The organism is Mesorhizobium sp. M2A.F.Ca.ET.039.01.1.1 (assembly GCF_003998035.1).
GTDB lineage: Bacteria > Pseudomonadota > Alphaproteobacteria > Rhizobiales > Rhizobiaceae > Mesorhizobium.
Window position 1 is genome coordinate 1 of sequence record NZ_RZRY01000064.1, and the last position, 16311, is coordinate 16311.

Annotated in this window: 12 protein-coding genes; 6 read left to right on the top strand and 6 right to left on the bottom strand. The window is 64.1% G+C overall.

Annotated features, from left to right (window positions below; translation table 11 throughout):
* Nucleotides 1-283 precede the first annotated feature (283 nt).
* The gene (locus tag EOA24_RS07965) at nt 284-1069 is read left to right on the top strand and encodes a TSUP family transporter (RefSeq protein WP_126082202.1); all 786 of its coding nucleotides are present in this window, start codon (nt 284-286) and stop codon (nt 1067-1069) included.
* Between the two features lie 52 nt (nt 1070-1121).
* A complete protein-coding gene (locus EOA24_RS07970; RefSeq protein WP_108702979.1) occupies nt 1122-1292 on the top strand; it encodes a hypothetical protein in 171 nt (56 codons plus the stop codon).
* A 424-nt stretch (nt 1293-1716) separates the two neighbouring features.
* Here the strand turns inward: EOA24_RS07970 and EOA24_RS07975 are convergent, their stop codons facing one another.
* Both EOA24_RS07975 and EOA24_RS07980 read right to left on the bottom strand, forming a co-directional pair.
* Nucleotides 1717-3186, bottom strand: coding sequence for a cobyric acid synthase (locus EOA24_RS07975; RefSeq protein ID WP_126082201.1), 1470 nt, complete (start codon nt 3184-3186; stop codon nt 1717-1719).
* Entirely contained in the window at nt 3186-3791 is a 606-nt protein-coding gene (locus tag EOA24_RS07980; protein ID WP_126082200.1) for a dimethylsulfonioproprionate lyase family protein, read from the bottom strand. Before EOA24_RS07980 ends, EOA24_RS07975 begins: the two co-directional genes overlap by 1 nt.
* A 140-nt stretch (nt 3792-3931) precedes the next feature.
* Here EOA24_RS07980 and EOA24_RS07985 point away from each other — a divergent pair, with 140 nt between their 5' ends.
* Together EOA24_RS07985 and mmsB are read left to right on the top strand one after the other, a co-directional pair.
* A complete protein-coding gene (locus EOA24_RS07985) occupies nt 3932-5098 on the top strand; it encodes an isobutyryl-CoA dehydrogenase (protein WP_126082199.1) in 1167 nt (388 codons plus the stop codon).
* 22 nt (nt 5099-5120) lie between these two features.
* Nucleotides 5121-6005 (top strand): 3-hydroxyisobutyrate dehydrogenase, encoded by an 885-nt coding sequence (mmsB, locus tag EOA24_RS07990; RefSeq protein WP_126082198.1) that lies wholly within the window; start codon nt 5121-5123, stop codon nt 6003-6005.
* 322 nt (nt 6006-6327) lie between these two features.
* Here the strand turns inward: mmsB and EOA24_RS08000 are convergent, their stop codons facing one another.
* The 4 genes from EOA24_RS08000 to EOA24_RS08020 all read right to left on the bottom strand — a co-directional run bounded on the left by EOA24_RS08000 (nt 6328) and on the right by EOA24_RS08020 (nt 13455).
* Nucleotides 6328-7707, bottom strand: coding sequence for an aspartate aminotransferase family protein (locus EOA24_RS08000; protein WP_126082196.1), 1380 nt, complete (start codon nt 7705-7707; stop codon nt 6328-6330).
* A 363-nt stretch (nt 7708-8070) separates the two neighbouring features.
* The gene (locus EOA24_RS08010) at nt 8071-10140 is read right to left on the bottom strand and encodes a prolyl oligopeptidase family protein (RefSeq protein WP_126082195.1); all 2070 of its coding nucleotides are present in this window, start codon (nt 10138-10140) and stop codon (nt 8071-8073) included.
* 72 nt (nt 10141-10212) lie between these two features.
* Nucleotides 10213-11373, bottom strand: a complete 1161-nt coding sequence (locus tag EOA24_RS08015) for an MFS transporter (RefSeq protein ID WP_126082194.1) — start codon at nt 11371-11373, stop codon at nt 10213-10215.
* A gap of 174 nt (nt 11374-11547) precedes the next feature.
* Nucleotides 11548-13455 carry a phospholipase D-like domain-containing protein gene (locus EOA24_RS08020; RefSeq protein ID WP_127256105.1) on the bottom strand — a complete coding sequence of 636 codons (1908 nt, stop codon included), beginning with the start codon at nt 13453-13455 and terminating at the stop codon, nt 11548-11550.
* A 205-nt stretch (nt 13456-13660) separates the two neighbouring features.
* Between EOA24_RS08020 and EOA24_RS08025 the strand changes: the two genes are divergently transcribed.
* Together EOA24_RS08025 and EOA24_RS08030 are read left to right on the top strand one after the other, a co-directional pair.
* Complete coding sequence (locus tag EOA24_RS08025; protein ID WP_126082192.1) at nt 13661-15238, top strand: trimethylamine methyltransferase family protein; 1578 nt, start codon at nt 13661-13663, stop codon at nt 15236-15238.
* Nucleotides 15239-15340: 102 nt separating this feature from the next.
* The coding region (locus EOA24_RS08030) for an FAD-binding oxidoreductase (protein WP_133374478.1) at nt 15341-16311 on the top strand (971 nt) is incomplete at its 3' end.

Here is a 16311-nt window from a genome sequence, read left to right on the forward strand (position 1 = left end):
GCACCGGGTCGTCCGCCACCTTGCGAACGCCCGGGTCACCGTCGAAGATCGAACGTATCTGGTCGAGCAGCGCCATCGCCATCAAGCTCCCCTTTCCGATTCCACCTGATTGTTAGAGCAATTCCAGGAAAAGTGTGAAGCGGTTTTCCGTCCGGAATTGCGGCAAAGCAACGGACAGAGCGGTTCGGCGTGTAACGGCGAGCCGCTCTGGCTTGGAATCGCCCTTGCGCAAACGGGGCGAGCGTGGTGGAAGCTGCGGTTTCCTTCCTGGCATCCCTCCCCGATGATCGATCTTACCCTGCAGACCGTCCTCATCCTGATTGCTGCCGCCTTTGCTGCCGGCTTCGTCGACTCAATCGCCGGCGGCGGCGGGCTGATCACCATCCCGGCGCTGCTGCTCGCCGGCTTTTCGCCGGTCGCAGCCCTCGGCACCAACAAATTGCAAGGCATGTTCGGTTCCGGTTCGGCCACCATCCATTATGCTGCCAACGGTCAGGTTGACCTGCGCCGCCAGCTGCCGTCGGCGCTGCTGGCGCTTGCCGGCGGCGCGGTCGGCGCTCTTTTGGCAACGGTCGTGCCCGGCGATTTCCTGCGCGCCCTGCTCCCGCTGCTCCTGATCGCCATCGCGCTCTACTTCGCGCTGAAGCCGAACATGGACGACGTCGACCGCGCCGAACGGCTGTCGCCCTTCCTGTTCGGGCTGATCATCCCGCCGCTGGTCGGCTTCTACGACGGCGTCTTCGGCCCCGGCGCCGGCTCCTTCTACATGCTCGCCTTCGTCACGCTTGCCGGCTATGGCGTGCTCAAGGCGACGGCGCACACCAAGCTGCTCAATTTCGCCTCCAACATCGGCGGCTTCGTCGTCTTCGCCGCCGTCGGCGTCATCGACTGGAAAATCGGCCTGATGATGGGCGCAGCACAATTCATCGGCGCCCGCGTCGGCGCGAGCCTTGCCATCCGCATCGGTGCCCGGCTGATCAAGCCGCTGCTCGTCGTGGTCTGCCTGGCCCTAGCGGTCAAGTTGTTAGCCGATCCCGCCAATCCGCTGCGCCAGCTCATTGGTGTATGAAGCGCCTGCTGATAGACTCCAGGCGTTGCGAATCATGTTGGAGGGACCAGACATGAATCTCAGTGCACCCACCCAGATCGTGTTCATTATTTCGTTGGTCATCGCCGTCATCGGCCTTCTTGCCGCTCTTGGCGTTCTTGCATTCATTCCGCTTGCGTCCGTTTGGATCATGCTCATCGCCTACATCGTGCTCGCCGCCGGCTGTTTGATGCGCGGGGCTTGAAATTCTGAGATCTCAGGCAACTCGGAGCGCCCGGCCCTGCCGGGCGCTTTTGATTTGAGGACGCGGTCTGCCTAGCTTGCGCCTTGTCCGACGAGCCAGCGCGCCATCCCAGGATAATTTCCAGCGTCGTCGCTTGAGGTTAGCGAGAGCATCCCAACTTCGTCATCCACGGGCGGAGCGGGAGCGAAGCGGACGCGTAGACCCGAGGATCCATTCCGTTACTTTCGCCGCGGAATGCAGCGGAGCAGAATTCTGCACGGCTGCAACGCCTCGACGTCACGGAATGGATTCTATGGTCTGCGCGCGTCGCTCCGCTCCTTGCTCCGCCATAGAATGACGACCGCATAAATGGCTCGGCTAACCGCCACGACACCGATGCGCAGGGCACATGCGGCTGGTCCGGCCGCTGTGCGGTGGAACGGACCTATCGCGCCAGGCCAAAGATCGCGTCACAGTCGAGATGTCGTTCCAGCTCGGCTGCGACCTCGTCCAGCGCCTTCTCGACCTCGGCGCGATAGTCGATGCCGCCGCCTTTGACGCCAAGACTCTCCAGATAGGCGGCGCGAAAGGCGTCGGCGGAAAACAGCCCGTGCAGATAGGTGCCGATCACCTTGCCGTCGGCGGAGACCGCGCCGTCCTCGGCGCCGTTGAGGATCGTCGACGGCCGCGCCGTGTCCGGGCCGGTGGTGCGGCCGAGATGGATTTCATAGCCCTCGAGCGGCAGGCCGAACTGCACCGACTGGGCGCTTGAATTGCGCACGGTCTTTTCCGGCTCCATCACCGTTTCGATGTTGAGCAGGCCGAGGCCCTCCGCCTCGGTCACGCTGCCTTCGATACCTTCGGGATCGCGCACCATGCGACCGAGCATCTGATAGCCGCCGCAGATGCCGACGACATGGCCGCCGCGCTTGCGGTGGGCGAGAAGGTCGCGATCCCAGCCATTTTCTCGGAATTTGATGAGATCGCCGATGGTCGATTTGGAGCCGGGAATGACGACCAGCCCGGCATCCTCCGGCAGCCTTTTGCCGGGTGGCACGAACACCACCTCGACCTGCGGCTCGGCCTTCAGCGGATCGAGATCGTCGAAATTGGCGATGCGCGCCAGCATCGGCACGGCCACCTTCAGCGCCCGCTTCCCGCCGGACGCGAGGCGCTCGAGCACCACGGAATCCTCGGAGGGCAATCGGCCGGCTGCCTTCAGCCAGGGCACGACGCCGAAGCAGCGCCAGCCGGTGAATTTCTCGATCGCCTTGATGCCGTCGTCGAACAGCGAGACATCGCCGCGGAACTTGTTGATGAGATAGCCGGCGATCATGCGCCGGTCTTCCTCCGGCAGGATGAGATGCGTGCCGGCGACCGAGGCGATGACGCCGCCACGATCGATGTCGCCGACCAGGATCACCGGCACATTGGCGCGAGTCGCAAAACCCATATTGGCGATGTCGCGACTGCGGAGATTGATCTCGGCCGGCGAGCCCGCGCCCTCGACAATGACCAGGTCGGCGCCCTCGCCGACCTTGGCCCAGGAATCCAGCACCGCGTCCATCAGTCCGGCTTTCATCGCCTGGTAGTCGCGCGCCCGCGCCTCGCCAAAAACCTTGCCCTGCACCACCACCTGCGAGCCGATATCGCTCTGCGGCTTGATCAGCACAGGGTTCATGTGCACGGTCGGCCTCACCCCGCAGGCCAGCGCCTGCAACCATTGCCCGCGGCCGATCTCACCTTCGCCGACCTCGCCGGGAATGTCGGCCACGGCGGCATTGTTCGACATGTTCTGCGGCTTGAACGGCCGGACCTTCAGGCCGCGATTCTTCGCGGCCCGGCAAAGCCCCGCTACTAGCACGGTCTTGCCGACATCGGAGCCGGTGCCCTGCAGCATGATCGCTTTTGCCATCAGCCCCTGCTCCCCGAACCGATGGTCGACTTCTGCGCCAACGGCCCGCCGCGCCAGAGATAGAGCGCCATCAGCGGTTCCTTGCCGGTGCGCATGGCATGGCTGACATTCGATGCGTGGTGGATCATCTCGCCGGCGCCGCGAATATGAAAATCCCCCTCGCCCATTCGCCACTCGGTGCCGCCGGTCAGTGGAATGTAGATTTCTTCCGCGATGTGGTGGTGGTCGGGATAGACGATGTCCGGCCCGAGGATCAGCAGACCGGCCGCGGCCGCATCATTGACGAAATGCCCTCGCGTGCCGAACACTTCCAGCCAGCCGTAATTGTCGACGAAACCCTGCCCGAAATCGGCGGCGCTATAGGTCTGCCCCCAGCGCAATGCATCCCGATGGTCGGCGACGAACCGCGCCAGCGGCCTGGCATCCGGCGGCGCAAGCGCGGCGATGCGGTCGAGATGGCCAAGGCAGGCAAGCGCGCGCGGTTCGAGAGGACGGACAGGCATATTCCAGCCGATGCGCGCGACTTCGTCCGCGAGCAGATCGTGGTCGACGCCGGCTAGATAGGAGTGGAATCGCTCCAGCAACTCATCGAAAATTGTCGGCACGCAAGAGCTCCGTTAGTCATTCCATGCACAGCCGGTTCTCAACGGCCCGGGTTTGCGCGGCGGCATCATTGGTCTAGATTGAACGGCGCGCAAAGCCAAAAACGACAGGCCAGAAGGCCTGAAACGACAGGGAGCACGCCATGGACGCGGCAGTCGATGCGGGCACTGGCCAATTCGAACTCAATGAGGAGCAGCGCGCCATCCAGGAGATGGCCCAGGCCTTCGCGGCGGATCGCGTTGCGCCCAATGCGCTCGACTGGGACAGGGCAAAGCATTTCCCCGCCGACGTGATCCGCGAGACCGGCCCGCTCGGCCTCGGCGGCATCTATGTGCGCGACGATGTCGGCGGCTCGGCGCTTGGGCGGCTGGACGCGGTGCTGATCTTCGAGGCGCTTGCCCACGCCGACCCGGCTTTTTCCTCCTTCATTTCCATTCACAACATGGCGGCCTCGATGATCGACCGCTTCGGCTCGGACGAGCAGCGCCAGCGCTTCCTGCCGAAACTGACCTCGATGGAGTGGCTGGCGAGCTATTGCCTGACCGAGCCCGGCTCCGGCTCGGACGCCGCCGCGCTGAAGACGCGCGCGGTGAAGAGCGGTGACGATTACATACTAAACGGCGCCAAGCAGTTCATCTCCGGCGCCGGCGACAGCGATCTCTATGTAGTGATGGCGCGCACCGGCGGCGATGGCCCGAAGGGCATTTCGACCTTCGTCGTACCCAAGGACGCGCCGGGCCTGTCCTTCGGCGCCAACGAGCACAAGATGGGCTGGCACATGCAGTCGACCCGCCAAGTCATGTTCGAGGACTGCAAGGTGCCGGCGGAAAACCTGCTCGCAGCGGAAGGCGCCGGCTTCGGCATCGCCATGGCCGGGCTCGACGGCGGCCGGTTGAACATCGCCGCCTGCTCGCTCGGCGGCGCTCAATCGGCGCTCGACAAGGCGCTCGCCTATACGGGCGAGCGCAAGGCCTTCGGCTCCAAGATCAACCAGTTCCAGGCGCTGCAGTTCAGGCTGGCCGACATGGAGACGGAGCTGCAGGCCTCCCGCATCTTCCTCTACGCCGCCGCCTCGAAGCTCGACCGCAAGGCGCCGGATGCCGGCAAATGGTCGGCGATGGCCAAGCGCTTCGTCACCGATATCGGCTTCGACGTTGCGAACGAGGCGCTGCAGCTGCATGGCGGCTACGGCTATCTGCACGATTACGGCATCGAGAAGCTGGTGCGGGATCTCCGCGTCCACCAGATCCTCGAAGGCACCAACGAGATCATGCGCGTCATCATCGCGCGGGCGCTGATTGGTCGCTGAGCAGATTTTTGGGAGAGAGACAATGAGCACCATCGCCTTCATCGGCCTAGGCAACATGGGCAATCCGATGGCTGCCAATCTGGTCAAAGCTGGCCATGCGGTGCTGGGCTTCGACCTGGTGCCCGAAAACCTTACGGTCGCGAAAGAGCATGGGGTGACGGTGATGGCGAACGCCGTCGCTGCGGTGAAGGAAGCCGATGTCGTCATCACCATGCTGCCTGCGGGCAAGCATGTGCTGTCGGTCTATGAGGACATCGCGCCCAAGGCAAGGAAAGGCGCGCTGTTCATCGATTCCTCGACCATCGATGTCGAATCGGCGCGCAAGGCGCATGCGATTGCCGCCAGGCAGGGCCTGCCCTCGATCGACGCCCCGGTCTCCGGTGGCACCGGCGGCGCCACGGCCGGCACCCTCACCTTCATGGCCGGCGGTTCCGACGAGGCCTTTGCCACCGCCGAGCCGATCCTGAAGCCGATGGCCGGGCGCATCGTTCATTGCGGCGGCGACGGCGCCGGCCAGGCGGCCAAGATCTGCAACAACATGATTCTCGGCATCTCGATGATCGGCGTCGCCGAAGCCTTTGTGCTGGCCGAAAAGCTCGGCCTGTCGCACCAGGCGCTGTTCGACGTCGCCTCCACCTCTTCCGGCCAGTGCTGGTCGCTGACCACCTACTGCCCGGTGCCCGGCCCCGTGCCGGCCTCGCCGGCCAATCGCGACTACAAGCCGGGCTTTGCCGCAGCGCTCATGCTGAAGGACCTGAAATTGTCCCAGGAAGCCGCGCAGGGCGCGGGCGCCGTAACCCCGCTCGGTGCCGAAGCCACTCAGCTTTATGCGCTATTTAACGCGCAGGGGCACGCCGGCGCCGATTTTTCCGGCATTATTAATTTCCTGCGCGGCAATAAGACGTAAGATACTGACTTTAAAAGGCTATTTGAAATATTTGCCAGCGCAAAGCCGGCAAATTTAGATTTGCTTAAGGTCTCGCTAACCCACCGGTAACGATGTGCCTTTAAAACGGATTGCGAGGCGGACAGCGCGTCCGCCCGGCGCTCCGGATCAGGTCTCGCGTACCGGAGCCCGTAAGTTTCGCAAGTATTCTTGTCGCGAAACGCCATGCGTATCTGGCAAAGCCGCGTTCCCGTTGGGGCGCGGTTTTTGCGTTTGGAGACATCACCCACATCGTTTAGGAATGGACCGGGCGCCCATTGCGGAGCGCCCGGACAATATCCCCTCAGCGCTTTCGCAAATCAGCGTCCGCGAGATCGAGCGCCTTCGCGATCCGCTCGCAGGCCATGTCGATCGTGTCGCGCGTCCAGATCAGCGGCGGCGAGAGAATCATCGTGTCGCCGGTGGCCCGCAGCATCATGCCGTTCGCGATCGCGTGGTCGCGCACGACGACCGCCGCACTTCCCGACGGCAGATAGCGTTCCTTGGTCGCCTTGTCCTTGACGATCTCGATCGCGCCCATCAGGCCGATCGAACGCACCTCGCCGACCAGCCTGTGCCCGGCGATCCTCTCCTGCAGCGCCTGCGCGAAATAGGGACCGGTGTCGTTCTTGACGCGCTCGACCAAGCCTTCCTTCTCGATGATCTCGAGGTTCTTCAACGCCACCGCGCAGGCCACCGGATGACCGGAATAGGTGTAGCCGTGATAGAACTCGCCGCCCTTTTCCACCAGCGTGCTGGCGACACGATCGCCGACCAGCAGCGCCGATAGCGGCTGGTAGCCCGAGGTCAGCGCCTTGGCGGTGGTGATGGTGTCGGGCTCGATGCCGAAGGTCTGCGCCGCAAACCATTCGCCGGTGCGGCCATAGCCGGTGATCACTTCGTCCAGCATCAAGAGCACATCGTATTTGCGGCAGATGCGCTCGACTTCCGGCCAGTAGCTCATCGGCGGGATTTTTACCCCGCCGGCACCCATCACCGGCTCGCCGATGAAGGCGGCCACTTTGTCGGCGCCGGCTTCGAGGATCGCGTCCTCGACCGCCTTGGCCGCGCGGATGCCGAAATCATGGTCGCTTTCGCCGGGCAGCGCGAGCTCATAGGCATAGGGCATCATCACATGGACGATGTTGGGCACCGCGCCGCCGAGCTGCTTGTGCATCGGCTCCATGCCGCCGAGCGACGTGCCGGCGATGGTCGAGCCGTGATAAGCCATCTTGCGGGAGATGATGCGGTTCTTCTCGGGCTTGCCTTCGAGCGCCCAGTAGTGGCGCACGAGCCTGAGCGCCGTGTCGTTGGCCTCCGAACCGGACGAGCCATAGAAGACCTGGCTGACATGCTTGGGGGCCAGCTCCGCCAGCTTCTTCGACAACAGCACCGGCGTCGGCGTCGAGCATTTGAAGAAGGAGTTGTAGTAAGGCAGCTCCTTCATCTGCGCGTACGCCGCCTCGGCCAGCTCGTCGCGGCCGTAGCCGACATTGACGCACCAGAGGCCCGCCATGCCGTCGAGGATTTCGGTGCCGTCGGCGTCGTAGATGAACGGGCCGTTGGCGTGGGTGATGATGCGCGAGCCTGCCTCGCGCAGCTCCTTGTGGTCGGTGAAGGGATGAAGGTGATGCGCGGCGTCGATCTGCTGAAGCTGCTTCAGCGAATAATTCTGATAGGTCATGGATTTGATCTTTCCTCTTGAATCAATCCGGCAAGGGCCGGGGCGGATTCGTCAGAGGAAGCGAGGCGGCGAATAACCGATGCGGGCGCACAGCCGCAACAACTCGGCGCGAAGGGTCCGCGGTGACGGCGTCACCGCGACCCCGAAGGCGCCAGATGTGCTGAAGCGGATCATGGCGCCAGCTTATGCCGCCTGAGGCCTCGAATTCAAGTCGTGCCAAGGTGTGTTGAGATTCAGGTCAGGCCGAGCCGAAAATGTCGGTTCCGAGAACCGGAGCGGAGCGTACCTAAAGTACGTGAGCACCGGAAGCGCAGAAAACCGATATTTGCAGGCTGGCATCACCTGAATATCAATACACCTTAGTCAGGCGACGCCGCCGAGCGCACGCTTCAGGAACATGTAGCGCATCGCCGTTTGCGCCGCCTGCGGCCGGCGGTCGCCGCGCCCGCCATGGCCGCCTTCGGTCTCCTCGAAGAACAGCGTCCTCCCGTGGCCTGCCTCCTGCAGCCGCGCCGCCATCTTGCGCGCGTGTCCAGGATGGACGCGGTCGTCGGCGGTTGAGGTCATCAACAGCACCGGCGGATAGGCGACATTGGCCGCGACATGCTGGTAGGGCGAATAGGTGGCGAGCCAGGCCGCCTCCTCCGGCCTCGACGGATCGCCATATTCGGCGATCCACGAGGCGCCGGGCGGCAGTTCGGTGTAGCGCAACATGTCGAGCAGCGGCACGTCAATGATGACGGCGCCGAACAGTTCGGGCCGCTGTGTCAACGACGTGCCGGTAAGCAGGCCGCCATTCGAGCCGCCCTGGATGCCGAGCTGTGCCGCCGTGGTGATGCCGCGCTTGACGACATCCTCGGCAACCGCCGCGAAATCGTCGAAAGCATTCTGGCGCTTGCCTTTCAGCGCCGCCTGGTGCCAGGCCGGACCGAACTCGCCGCCGCCGCGGATGTTGGCCTGGATATACGCGTTGCCCTTGTCCAGCCAGAGCTTGCCGCGAATGCCGGCATAGCCTGGCAGCAGCGGCACTTCGAAGCCGCCATAGCCATAGAGCAGCGCCGGCACCGGCCCGTTCTGGTCGCGGGGCCGCACCACGAAATACGGGATCATCGTGCCGTCCTTCGAGCGGGCCTCGAACTGCTCCGAAACATAGGGCGAGGCATCGAAGCGGGCCGGTTGCGATTTCACGGTTTCCAGCGTCTCGCCGTCGTCGTCCGACCAGATGATCGAGCTCGGCGTCAGGAAATCGGTGAAGGAGAAGGAGACGCTGGAGCCGAAATGCTCGGCATGGCTGATGCCGACATTGCCGTTGTCGGGCAATGCCACCGGCTTCAGCGACCACCCGTCGGGAGTGCGATCGCAGGCGATGACCTTGCCGCGCACATTGTCCATCAGGTTGATGAACAGCCGGTCCTGCGTCCTGGCCAGCCCGGCGATCGAGACACGATGCGCCGGCGCGAGCACGGTTTCGAATGGACCGAACGCGCCCGTGTCGATCCACCGGTCGAAATCGACCGAGTAAAGGCCGTCGGGCAGGCATTGGGTGCCGTCGGGCGCCGTCCAAGGGCTGCGCACGCCGAAGATCAGCTGACCCTTGAAGATCGCCGTGTCGGTGGCGTCGTCGGGCAACGGAATGCGCCGATTCTCGCCCGAAGCCAGCCGCAGGAAACTGTGCGAGGTGAAGAAGTCGAGCGTCTTGCCGAGCAGCACATGCCGCTTGTCGCCGTCATATTCGACGCCGCCGCCAACCGCGAGATGCTGCTTCTCGCCTTCGAAGATAGGCGTCGCGTCGTCGAGCTTTGTGCCGCGCCGCCAAAGCTTGATGACGCGCGGATAGCCGGACTGCGTCTTGTCCTCTTCCTCGAAAGCCGCCGAGACGAGCACCGTGTCCTTGTCCAGCCAGGAAAAGCCCGACTTGGACGCCGGAGCGCGAAACCCGTCCTCGACGAAGGACCTCGTGGCGATGTCGAACTCGCGCAATTCGCTGGCGTCGCCGCCGTCCGGCGACATATAGAGCAGGCAGCGGTTGAAATCGGGATAGAGCCGGCTCGCCCCGCCGAACACCCATTTCACGCCTTCCTTCGCCGAGAGTTGGTCGAAATCGATGATTGTCTCCCATTCCGGTCTGTCGGTCTTGTAGGAAGCGACAGGCGTGCGGCGCCACAGGCCCAGCGCATTGGTCTTGTCCTGCCAGAAATTATAGACGTGACCGGCAAGTGCGGCCCCGACCGGCATATTGTCCTCGGCCGTCATCAGGTCGAGCGCGGTCTCGAAGGTCGGCTGATAGGAAGGATCACTCTGCAATTCGGCCACCGTCAGCGCATTCTGGCGATGAACCCAGCCCAGCGCTTCCTTGCCGTTGCGATCCTCGAGCCAGAGGAAGGGATCGTCAGCCGCCAATTCAGGCTGGGTTTTGGTCATCGTGCTGGTCATGCAGGTCTCCATCAGGCGCCCCGCCTACATCGCGTTCGCTGCTTGGATATTCAAGAGCCGTGTTAAGATCGACTACAAAACCCGCCGGCGCACGACCGTCGCCGTCGCCAGCGCAGCGCAGATCGCGCCGAGCGTGATTGGAAGCCCGGCGGCGCCGATGACATCCATGACACCGCCGGTGAGCGGCGGCACGACGATGCCGCCGAGGCCCCACATCAGCGAGAAGGCGGCGTTGCCGGCGACCAGCGCCGAGCCGGTGAAGCGTTCGCCGAGCTCGATGATCGACATGGTGTAGATGCCGTAGGAAACGGCGCCCCAGATAAAGACACATACCCAGATCAGCGGCGTCTCAATCAATACCGGCAGAAGCACGCATCCAAGGATGGTCACGGCGACGCAGCCGAAGCGCACCAGGCGCGCCGTCAGCTTTTCGGCGAGCAGGCCGAGCGGCACCTGCATGGCGATGTTGCCGGCGATCATCACCGACAGCAGCGCCGACATACGCGCTTCGGGAATACCGTGATGTGTTCCATAGACCGGCAGCAGGGCCAGGATAGCCTGCTCGAAACCGGCCGCGACGACGACCGCCGACAGGAGCAGCCAGGCCAAGGGTATGAAGCCCAACACCGAAACCTTGTTCTCGGCCTCCTCGACCTTGGGCAGGCGGCGCACCACCGCGGCCAGGCAGGCGCCGCAGAAGAGGAAGGCGCCGATGCCGACCAGGAAAGGCGGCCAGCCTTCGGTGCCGACGGCAAGCAGGCAGAGCGGCCCGGCTGCAAAGCCGGCCGAGATGATGGTGGAATAGATGCCCATGACGCGGCCGCGCCTCGCCGGCGGCGCCAGCGCGATCACCCAGATTTCGCTGAGCACATAGAGCGGGTTGGTCACCACGCCGATCAGGAAGCGCAGTGGGAACCACAGATAGACATTCTGCGTCCAGCCGACCAGGGCCAGCATCAGCGCCGAGAGCGCCGCGCAAGTGAGCGCGGTGCGCCCCGCTCCGAAGCGGCGCGCCAATGCCGGAATTGGCGGCGAGGAAACGATGAAGCCGATCGGCGTCATCGCCGCCGACAGCCCGATCATCGCCGGCGAAACGCCTTGCCGCTGCAGGATGAAGCTCAGCAGCGGATAGGAAAGCCCTTGCGCGATGGCGAACACCGACACGGTCGCGATCACGCCGGTGATCGCGGCCCACTGCACCCTCTCGCTGCTCTTTGAATCCGCCGCGCTCATGGCTGTCCTCGGCTGGCAGCCTTAGCCGTTCGCCTGGGCAGCCGTAAGCCCTCGCACGCGAAAACCGCTTGCTCCAGCCAAGCCCTGTCAGGAGCCTCGGCCGGGCCGGCCAGGCCGGCGGCGAAATCCGCTTGCGTCAACGGCCGCTCAAATGGGCGGGGCCGGCGGAGGCTGCTATGGGAAGTAGCGGGCGATGGCTCCCTTCTTGCCATCGGCATAGGGCTTCAGCCATTTGTCGTCGACGGAAATCCCGTCGTCGTCCGAAGGCCCCTTCCCGATCGTCCGGCGCCAGGCGCGGAACTTGTAGTGGTCGAAGACATCCAGCATGTGCACCGCGTAGGCGGCGGCAAACGTCTTGTCGCCCTCCACGATCACCAGGTTCTCGTCATTCTCGTAGGAGGCCTTGTAGCCGAGGTTGTGGCTGCCCGTGATGACGGTGGCGTTGTCCTCCATCGGATCGATGATGACGATCTTATCGTGCACGATGGCGTGGCCGACGGTCAGCACTTCCGCCTGGAAATCGCGGGCGATCGTCGCGCCGGTCAGGTTCGCCGCCCTGACGATCGAGACGTTCGGCGCCTCCCAGACCTTTTCCGGGAACACGAAGGGCGACTTGCCGTCCTTGTTCGACTTGTGGGTGACCGGATCCTTGGTAGGTGCGACGTAGTTGGGCATCGCCGTCTCGTCGCTGATCGCCCCCTGCACGATCAGCTTCGGATCGGCTTTCGCCGCCGCCACCGCTTGGTCGACGATCGAGTTCTCGCCGAGCTGCGAAGGATTGAACACGAGAAACAGCACCGCGCGCTTCGCCGCCTTGATGCGGGCGAAGACGTCCTCGAGGTCGACCGGGCGCACCGAGATGTCCTTCTTGTTGCGCTCCGGGTCGTTCGGCGAGAACCACACCGTCATGCCATTCAGCGCTACCGTCGCGCCGTCGAGCGGGTTCGCCATATGATTGTCCTTGCGGAACGGCACGCCTTGGGTCTGCGCCACATGTCCGGCGGCGCTCTCGCTGGCCGGCGGCGGGAACACGTCGGTCTTCATCCGCTCCCAATAGGCATTGAACACCTTGGCCATTGCCGGATCGTCGCGGACGAAGGCGTTGTTCGACTGGCCGCAGATACCGGTCGAGGTCCAGTTGGTGCTGCCGGTCATCACCGCCCGCGGATCGCCCTGGGCATCGCGATAGACGGCGAATTTGTTGTGGCCGATATGGTTGTTGTTGAACAGGCGATCGGTCACCACGACGCCGGCGTCATGCAGGCGCTTCCTGAACGGCGCGTTGCCCAAGTCCCATTTCCCGGTCTTGTCGTCCCGGCCCGAATTGGAAAGGATGACCTCCACCACGTCCTTGGCGGCGATGATCGCGTCGCACAATTCGTCATCGCCGAGCTCGTAGAGCGCAAGCCTGACAGTGCCGCCTTCGCTCTTGGCCCGCTTCATCAGGCTGGTAAGCACGTCAGGCACATCGCCATGCAGGTACGCGCGTATCTTGCTTGCCGGGTTCTGCAGCTCGGCTCTGATCTTGTCGCGCTGCCCGACCTTGATGCCTGCTTCCGCCAGCGCGCGCGACATCCATTGCGTCGACAAGACCCCGTTGGTGAAGGCGACCCGCGCGTTGCCGAACATTTGCCCCAGGAAAATCGGCGGACTGACGGCGCCCTGCCCGAGATAGCCGAGCGGACGCGGAGCACCCGTATAGGCAGGCTTGCCGTCCACGACCTGGTCGGGACGCACCGGCACCGGTTCGAGGCCCGGCTTCATGTCGCCGACGGGGCGTACGCGGTAGGCAATCATCTCGCCCTCCGGCCTGAGATGGATACTGTCGCGGCGCCGGCGCACCGTCAGGTCGCGCCAGAACGTCTTCTGCACCGGCCACACCCCGGTGTCCTGCGGTATCCATCTTGGATTGCGCTGTCCCTTGAACGGCACCCACGCCGCCAGGCAACGCTCCTCACCGCTATCGGGATAGAGGCGGACGATCTCGAAGCCGAGGCAACCCGGGATCATCCCATCGATATCCCATGCCAGGAACGCGACCTCGTTGTTGGTTGCCGCGCGCACTTTGATGACGTCAGGCATCGCTATCCCCCTCAAGATGCTCGGCCTGCAAGTATAGCACAAGTAAAAGACGGGAATGTAACAGGCTTCACGCAGCGAAACGGCAGGCGACCGGTTGCCGTCCCGTCATGTCGCTTCCCTCGCCCTAGTGGTCGCCGCCTCCTCACCGGCTGCATGGCCGCCGGTCCATTATGCCGGCCAAATACGTACCCTGACGAGGCATTTCATGACCGCTGCCCTCCACCCCGCCGAGCCGGCACCGGCTACCGATCGCGCCCGCCGTGGCGGCCGCGCGGGCAAGCGCGCCGGCGGCGCGGCCGCTTTCGAGCAGCCCGCCTTCCGGCAGTTGAAGAACCCGCTGACGCCGACCAAATTCGTGTCCGACGACGAGTTGGAATCGATCCACCTCGCCTCGCTGCGCGTGCTGAAGGAGATCGGCGTCGACGTTCTGCACGACGAAGCCCGCCGCATCATGAAGGCGCACGGCGCCGATGTGCGCGAAGGCTCGGAGCGCGTGCGCTTCGACAGCGACATGATCCTCGAGCTCGTCTCGCACTGCCCTTCGGAATTCACACTGCACGCTCGCAACCCGGCGCATAATCTGCGCTTCGGCGGCAACAACGTCATCCTGTCGATGATGGCCTCGGCGCCGAACTGCTCCGACCTCGACCGCGGCCGCCGGCCCGGCAACCAGGCGGACTACCGCAACTTCCTGCGCCTGGCGCAGATGCACAACATCCTGCAATGCACCGGCGGCTATCCGGTCGAGCCGATCGACATCCACCCCTCGGTGCGGCACCTGGAGTGCATCCGCGACCTCGCCATGCTGACCGACAAGGTCTTCCACATCTATTCGCTCGGCAAGGAGCGCAATGTCGACGGCATCGAGATCACCCGCATCGCCCGCGGCATCAGCCGCGAGCAGCTAATGGCCGAACCGTCGGTCTTCACCATCATCAACACCAATTCGCCGCTCAAGCTCGACGTGCCGATGATGGAAGGCATCATCCAGATGGCGAGCATGGGCCAGGCCGTGATCGTCACCCCGTTCACGCTGTCGGGCGCCATGGCGCCGGTCACGGTCGCCGGCGCGCTGGTGCAGCAGAACGCCGAGGCGCTTTCCGGCATTGCCTTCGCGCAGATGGTCAAGAAAGGTGCGCCGGTCGGCTATGGCGGCTTCACCTCCAACGTCGATATGAAGTCCGGCGCGCCGGCCTTCGGCACACCCGAATACATGAAGGCGCAGCTCGTTGGCGGCCAGCTCGCCCGCCGCTACAACATCCCCTACCGCACCTCCAACACTTGCGCCGCCAACACGGTCGACGCGCAGGCTGCCTATGAGAGCGTGTTCTCCCTCTGGGGCGCGATCCAGGGAGGCGGCAATCTGATGATGCACGGCGCCGGCTGGCTGGAAGGCGGCCTGCGCTGCTCCTACGAAAAGACCATCCTCGACATCGATCTTCTGCAGATGGTGGCCGAGTTCCTCACCCCCCTCGATCTCTCCGAGGACGCGCTCGGCTTCGACGCCATCCAGTCGGTCGGCCCCGGCGGCCATTTCTTCGGCACCCAGCACACGCAGGAGCGCTACAAGACCGCCTTCTATTCGCCGATCGTCTCCGACTGGCGCAACTTCGAGACCTGGACCGAGGCCGGCTCGCCGACGGCGATGGAACGCACCAACAAGGTGTGGAAGGAGCGCCTTGCCTCCTACGAGGAGCCGTATATGGATCCGGCCATCCGCGAGGAACTCAACGATTTCGTCGAAAAACGCCGCGCCGAAGGCGGCGCGCCGACGGATTTCTGATTTTCTGTGTGAGGATGAACAGTCGACCCCCACTCCGTCGAGCTTCGCTTAGACTCCACACCAATCATTCGATTCAGTCTCTGTAAAAACGGACCTATCTTCATGAAATCCCATGTAAAAGCGGTTGTCATCGGCGGCGGCGTCGTCGGCTGCTCGGTGCTTTATCACCTCGCCAAGGCCGGCTGGACCGACATCATGCTGATTGAGCGCTCGGAGCTGACTTCCGGCTCGTCCTGGCATGCGGCGGGCGGCTTCCACACGCTGAACGGCGACCCCAACGTCGCCAAGCTGCAGGCCTATACGGTCCAGCTCTACAACGAGATCGAGGAGCTTTCCGGCCAGTCCTGCTCGCTGCATCTGACCGGCGGCGTCATGATGGCCGATACGCCGGAGCGCATGGACTTCCTGCGGTTGGCTCACGCCAAGGGCCGTTATCTCGGTATGGACACCGAGCTGATCACGCCCTCGGAAGCCAGGGCCATGTTCCCGCTGATGGACGAGAAGAACTTCGTCGGCGCCATGTGGGATCCGGTCGAAGGTCATCTCGATCCGTCCGGCACCACCATCGCCTATTCCAAGGCGGCCAAGAAACTCGGCGCGGAGATCGTGCTGCGCAACCGCGTCGTCGATCTGACGCAGCAGCCGGACGGCACCTGGAACGTCGTCACCGAGCAAGGCACGGTCCACGCCGAGCATGTCGTCAACTGCGGCGGCCTGTGGGCGCGCGAGATCGGCCGCATGGTCGGCGTCGAGCTGCCGGTGCTGGCGATGGAGCATATGTACCTGCTCACCGAGCCGATGCCGGAGGTCGAGGAGTTCAACAAGTCGACCGGCCGCGAGATGATCGGCGTGCTCGACTTCAAGGGCGAGATCTACACCCGCCAGGAGCGCAATGGCATCCTGCTCGGCACCTATGAAAAGGCCTGCAAGCCGTGGTCGCCGGTCAACACACCGTGGGATTTCGGCCACGAGCTTCTGCAGCCCGACATCGACCGCATCGCGCCGTCGCTGGAGATCGGCTTCAAGCATTTCCCCGGTATCGAGAAGGCCGGCATCAAGCAGATCATCAACGG

Excerpts from the sequence above, each read along its gene's own strand:
- EOA24_RS08000 (WP_126082196.1), bottom strand. The coding sequence starts at position 7,707 with ATGACCTATCAGAATTATTCGCTGAAGCAGCTTCAGCAGATCGACGCC.
- EOA24_RS07985 (WP_126082199.1), top strand. The coding sequence starts at position 3,932 with ATGGACGCGGCAGTCGATGCGGGCACTGGCCAATTCGAACTCAATGAG.
- EOA24_RS08020 (WP_127256105.1), bottom strand. The coding sequence starts at position 13,455 with ATGCCTGACGTCATCAAAGTGCGCGCGGCAACCAACAACGAGGTCGCG.
- EOA24_RS08015 (WP_126082194.1), bottom strand. The coding sequence starts at position 11,373 with ATGAGCGCGGCGGATTCAAAGAGCAGCGAGAGGGTGCAGTGGGCCGCG.
- EOA24_RS08010 (WP_126082195.1), bottom strand. The coding sequence starts at position 10,140 with ATGACCAGCACGATGACCAAAACCCAGCCTGAATTGGCGGCTGACGAT.
- EOA24_RS07965 (WP_126082202.1), top strand. The coding sequence starts at position 284 with ATGATCGATCTTACCCTGCAGACCGTCCTCATCCTGATTGCTGCCGCC.
- EOA24_RS08025 (WP_126082192.1), top strand. The coding sequence starts at position 13,661 with ATGACCGCTGCCCTCCACCCCGCCGAGCCGGCACCGGCTACCGATCGC.
- mmsB (WP_126082198.1), top strand. The coding sequence starts at position 5,121 with ATGAGCACCATCGCCTTCATCGGCCTAGGCAACATGGGCAATCCGATG.
- EOA24_RS07970 (WP_108702979.1), top strand. The coding sequence starts at position 1,122 with ATGAATCTCAGTGCACCCACCCAGATCGTGTTCATTATTTCGTTGGTC.
- EOA24_RS07975 (WP_126082201.1), bottom strand. The coding sequence starts at position 3,186 with ATGGCAAAAGCGATCATGCTGCAGGGCACCGGCTCCGATGTCGGCAAG.